Annotated in this window: 5 protein-coding genes, 1 tRNA gene and 1 pseudogene; 1 reads left to right on the top strand and 6 read right to left on the bottom strand. The window is 72.4% G+C overall.

All coding sequences use genetic code 11. The features are described 5' to 3' along the window. Together D471_RS36635 and D471_RS0128000 are read right to left on the bottom strand one after the other, a co-directional pair. Positions 1-448: pseudogene (locus D471_RS36635) on the bottom strand (rRNA methyltransferase); the annotation flags it as partial. 117 nt (positions 449-565) lie between these two features. After that, positions 566-640: transfer RNA gene (locus D471_RS0128000), tRNA-Asp, on the bottom strand. Positions 641-737: 97 nt separating this feature from the next. Between D471_RS0128000 and D471_RS0127995 the strand changes: the two genes are divergently transcribed. Next, on the top strand, positions 738-1,145 hold the full coding sequence (locus tag D471_RS0127995; protein ID WP_017601688.1) for an RNA-binding S4 domain-containing protein: 408 nt from the start codon (positions 738-740) through the stop codon (positions 1,143-1,145). 14 nt (positions 1,146-1,159) lie between these two features. On the opposite strand, the gene D471_RS0127990 is transcribed toward D471_RS0127995, so the two are convergent. The 4 genes from D471_RS0127990 to D471_RS0127975 form a co-directional block, all read right to left on the bottom strand. Further along, entirely contained in the window at positions 1,160-1,951 is a 792-nt protein-coding gene (locus D471_RS0127990) for an alpha/beta fold hydrolase (RefSeq protein ID WP_026128147.1), read from the bottom strand. 105 nt (positions 1,952-2,056) lie between these two features. After that, positions 2,057-2,548 (bottom strand): hypothetical protein, encoded by a 492-nt coding sequence (locus D471_RS0127985; RefSeq protein ID WP_017601686.1) that lies wholly within the window; start codon positions 2,546-2,548, stop codon positions 2,057-2,059. A gap of 112 nt (positions 2,549-2,660) precedes the next feature. Beyond that, complete coding sequence (locus tag D471_RS0127980) at positions 2,661-3,506, bottom strand: ABC transporter ATP-binding protein (RefSeq protein ID WP_017601685.1); 846 nt, start codon at positions 3,504-3,506, stop codon at positions 2,661-2,663. Between the two features lies 1 nt (position 3,507). Further along, the coding region (locus D471_RS0127975; RefSeq protein WP_017601684.1) for a FecCD family ABC transporter permease at positions 3,508-4,288 on the bottom strand (781 nt) is incomplete at its 5' end.

Here is a 4,288-nt window from a genome sequence, read left to right as displayed (position 1 = left end):
CCCCCGCCGAGTCGTGCGGCAGGTCGCCGCCCATCGCGGCCAGTCCCGCGGCGAGGTTGGCCGCCGCCTCGGCGCGCTCCACGAACGCCACCCGGCCGAAGTCCCGCGCCGACCTGCGCAGCTCCGCCTCACGCGCCGAGAGGCCGGAGGCCGTCAACAGCTCCAGGTTGCGTGCCGCCAGTTCGACCGCGTCGGCGTCGACGTCCGACGCGCGCACGTGGGAGATCCGGTCGCGGTGGAGCAGTCCCAGCACCGTGACCAGGTACCCGCCGCCGCAGCAGGGGTCCCACAGACGCACCGGGGTGTCGTGCACGTGGGCCAGCGCGCGTTGGAAGAGCTCACTCGCCAGGCGTACGGGGAAACCCGGGTATCCGGGCGCCGAACGCAGTACCTGGCCGCTCGCCAACGCCGAATGGTCCGCCCGCTCGGTGGCGTACCGGTAGCCCAACGTGCCGTCATCCTTCCGTGCCCGGTGTCGTCGCCTCCGAGGGGGACCTTCCCCCTCTCGCGGGTTCCACCCCACAACGACAGGAGCCCGGCACCTCGCGGTGCCGGGCTCCGGCTGCGGTCCTGACGGGATTTGAACCCGCGGCCTCCACCTTGACAGGGTGGCGAGCACTCCTAACTGCTCCACAGGACCTCGTTGCAGGAACAACTCTAGCGCGACTTTGGAGTACTTCGTACCGCCGCCCGCCTAAAGTGACTCACAACGCCCGACGAGACCGAGAGGAGACGGTGTGAGCGACCCGTCGGCGCCCCTGCCGTCCGGACCCGAATCCACCCGGGTCGACCGTTGGCTGTGGGCCGTCCGTCTCACCAAGACCAGGTCGGACGCCGCCCAGGCCTGCCGTGGCGGCCACGTCCGCGTCAACGGCCGACCCGCCAAGGCGGCCACCGCGGTGAAGGCGGGGGACGAGGTCCGCGTCCGCCTGCACGGCACGACGCGGCTGGTCGACGTGAGCCACGTCATCGCCAAGAGGGTCGGGGCGCCCATCGCGACGCGGTGTTACGTCGACAGGACACCCGCCCCTCCGCCCCAGGCGACCGGACCCGTGATCCGGCGGGACCGGGGCGCGGGCCGCCCGACCAAGCGCGACCGGCGCCAGCTCGACAAGCTGCGCGCCGACCAGTGGCCGCCCGGGTGACCGCCGGCCCTGGATCAGCGGGTGAGCGGGTGCTCCCGCAGGAAGTCGAGGACCTCCCGGGTGGCCCTGGGCTCCGCCTCGTGCGGGTACCCGTGGCGGACCCCGGGCAGGATCGACAGGCGCGCGCCGGGGATGCGGTCGGCCAGCAGCTTCGCGTTGGCGACGGGGGTGAGTTCGTCGTCCTCTCCGTGTAGGACCAGGGTCGGCGCGGTGATGTCGGGGAGCAGGTCCCACCCGTCGTGGTGGAGGCTGGCCTCGTAGTGCCGCCGCTGGGCGCGCAGGGGGTTGTGCGGCACGATCGTGGCGACGGTGTCCGGATGCGTGTCGGCCCAGGCAGGTGTGTAGAACAGGTGCGCGATGAGCCCGCGCCCCTCCTCGGTGTTGGCCCTGCGCAGCGCCATCGACGCCTCGACGGGGCGCTCGACCTCGTGCTCCCCGCCCGGCGCGGTCGAGCCCAGGACGAGGGCTCCGATCCGTCCGGGGGCGGTGACCGCGAGTGTCTGGGCGACCTTGCCGCCCATGGAGAAGCCGTAGACGTGGGCCCGTTCGAGACCGAGGTCGTCCAGGACGGCGAGGGCGTCGCGGGCCAGGAGGTCCATCGTGTAGGGCGCGTCGACCGGGGCGTCGCTGTCACCGGTGCCGCGCAGGTCCATCCGGACGACCCGATGGTTCCGGGACAGTTCCTCGGCGACCCCGTTCCACATCGTGTGGTCGAGGGACTGTCCGTGGACGAGTAGCAGGGGCTCACCCTCGCCGAGGGTGTCGTACCAGATCCGGGTGCCGTCTGCGGCGATCGCGTGGCTCACGTGCGCGGACACTACCCGAACGGCCCCGGAGGCGCCGCGGTCCGGGTCACACCGGGTCCGGCCGTGAGCCGAGGCGGAGCGGCACGGCGTTCGCGCGGGGGACGGCTACTCCAGTTCGGCATGGGCGACGGCCGCCCCGCGCGCGGCCCCGGCCACCACGGCGCCCGAGACCGCGGCGACCCACACCCCGCCGACCAGGGAGACGTCCTCGATGCTGAGGTAGATCGCCCCCACAGCGAGCAGCGCGGGGACGGACCAGCCGGCGATCTGCGCGGCGACGAGGACTCCCCTCCCCTGAGCGGAGAGGGACGCGACGGCGAACACGAGCGTCACCAGGACCGCGATCAGCGCGACGACGACCAGCCACCGGCGTTCGCCGATCGAGTCCCAGAGGAACTCCCAACCGGTGAAGGAGGCCTCCACCCAGGGAAGGGAGAGGGACAGAAAGAGCGCCACGGCACCGCCCGCCAGCCCACCCGTGGTCAGCCGGGACCGCCGCGCCGCCTCGGCGTCCATGCTCACCCGCGTCTCCAGCCGGTTGAGGCGCTTGCGCAGCTTGGCGATCTCGATCTGCGACTGTTCCGGACTCTGCGACATCCTGGGGCACTCCGTGCGTTCGGGACGGGGACGTCAGGACAGACTCCGCGACGTCCGGTTCGGTTCCCCTCCAGGACGTACTCCCTCCCCTTCCACGGCCTCCCCGGCGGTGTCAGGTCGGCAGGTGCTCGGGGTTGCGCACCAGCGGCGACAGGCTCGGGGTACCGGCGACCGGGTCCGGGTACACCTTCGCCGACAGCCCGAAGACGTCGCGGACCAGGTCCTCGGTGACCACGTCCCTCGGACGCCCGGACGCGTAGATCCGCCCCTCCCGCATCGCCACCAGGTGGTCGGAGTAGCGCGCGGCCAGGTTGAGGTCGTGCAGGACCATGACGACCGTGGTGCCCTGGGTGCGGTTCAGCTCCAGCAGGAGGTCCAGGACCTCGACCTGGTGGGCGATGTCGAGGAAGGTCGTCGGTTCGTCCAGCAGCAGCAGGTCGGTGCGCTGGGCGAGGGTCATCGCGATCCACACCCGCTGCCTCTGTCCGCCGGACAGCTCGTCCACCGACCGCTCCGCGAGGTCCAGCGTGTCCGTCGCCGTCAACGCGTCCTGGACCGCCCGGTCGTCCTCCGCCGTCCAGCGGCGGAACCAGCCCTGGTGCGGGTAGCGCCCCCGTCCCACGAGGTCGGCGACCGTGATCCCCTCGGGCGCGACCGGGTTCTGCGGCAGCAGTCCGACGATCCGGGCGACGTCCCGGGTGGCGAGGCCGTGGATGTCCGATCCGTTGAGCAGCACCTTCCCCGAACGCGGGGTCAGCAGCCGGGCCATGCCGCGCAGCAGTGTGGACTTGCCGCAGCCGTTCGCGCCGACGATCGAGGTGACCACGCCCTGCGGCACGCTGACCGTGAGGTCGTGGACGACGGGTTCCTCCCCGTAGCCCAGCGTCAACCCCTCGGTCTCCAGTGAGGTGAAGGCCTCGACGGAGTCCGCCGCCTTCGCTCTGTCGGTCAGAGTCATGTCAACCACCCGCCCCGGACCGGTTGGTCCGCATGAGGAGCCAGAGAAGGTACGGAGCGCCCACGACACCGGTCACCACACCCACGGGGAGGGTGGTCTCGGGGATCGTGAACTGCGCGATGAGGTCGGACGCGAGCATGATCACGGCGCCGACCAGCGCCGCGGGGACCAGGGCCAGTCGTCCCGCCCCCACGGTACGTCGAGCGATCGGCGCGCTGACCAGGGCGACGAAGGCGACCGGACCGGTCACCGCCACCGCCGCGGAGGCCAGCGCCACCGAGGCCAGCAGCAGCCAGAGCCGTGAGCGCTCCACGGAGACGCCCAGGGCCGCCGCCGGGTCGTCGCCGAGCTCCAGCGAACGCAGCCGCGGACTCAACACGGCCAACAGCACCACCAGGCCCCCGGCGCAGATCAGCAGCGGGTTCAGGGTGGGCCAGTCGGCGCGGGCCAGGCTACCCGTGATCCAGGTCAGCGCCACCGTCGCGTCGCGGACGTCCGTCTGGGTGAGTACCCAGGAGACGACGCTGGTGGCCAGGGCCGCCACGCCGATGCCCGCGAGTAGGAGCCGGTACCCGACCACACCGCGCCGCCAGGCGAGCAGGTAGATCGCCACCGCCGCGCCGACGCCGCCCAGGGAGACCAACCCGGTCAGGGCCAGCCCGCTGATCCCCAGGTAGACCACGCCGATGACCCCGGCCGCGCTGGCGCCGTGGGTGATGCCGATGATGTCCGGGCTGGCCAGCGGGTTGCGGACGATGCTCTGAAGCAGGGCGCCCGACAGC

This window comes from Nocardiopsis lucentensis DSM 44048, from assembly GCF_000341125.1.
Classification (GTDB): Bacteria; Actinomycetota; Actinomycetes; order Streptosporangiales; family Streptosporangiaceae; genus Nocardiopsis; species Nocardiopsis lucentensis.
Note: the sequence above shows the minus strand (reverse complement) of the source record. Positions and strands in the feature narration are given on the sequence as shown.

Excerpts from the sequence above, each read along its gene's own strand:
- D471_RS0127985 (WP_017601686.1), bottom strand. The coding sequence starts at position 2,548 with ATGTCGCAGAGTCCGGAACAGTCGCAGATCGAGATCGCCAAGCTGCGC.
- D471_RS0127980 (WP_017601685.1), bottom strand. The coding sequence starts at position 3,506 with ATGACTCTGACCGACAGAGCGAAGGCGGCGGACTCCGTCGAGGCCTTC.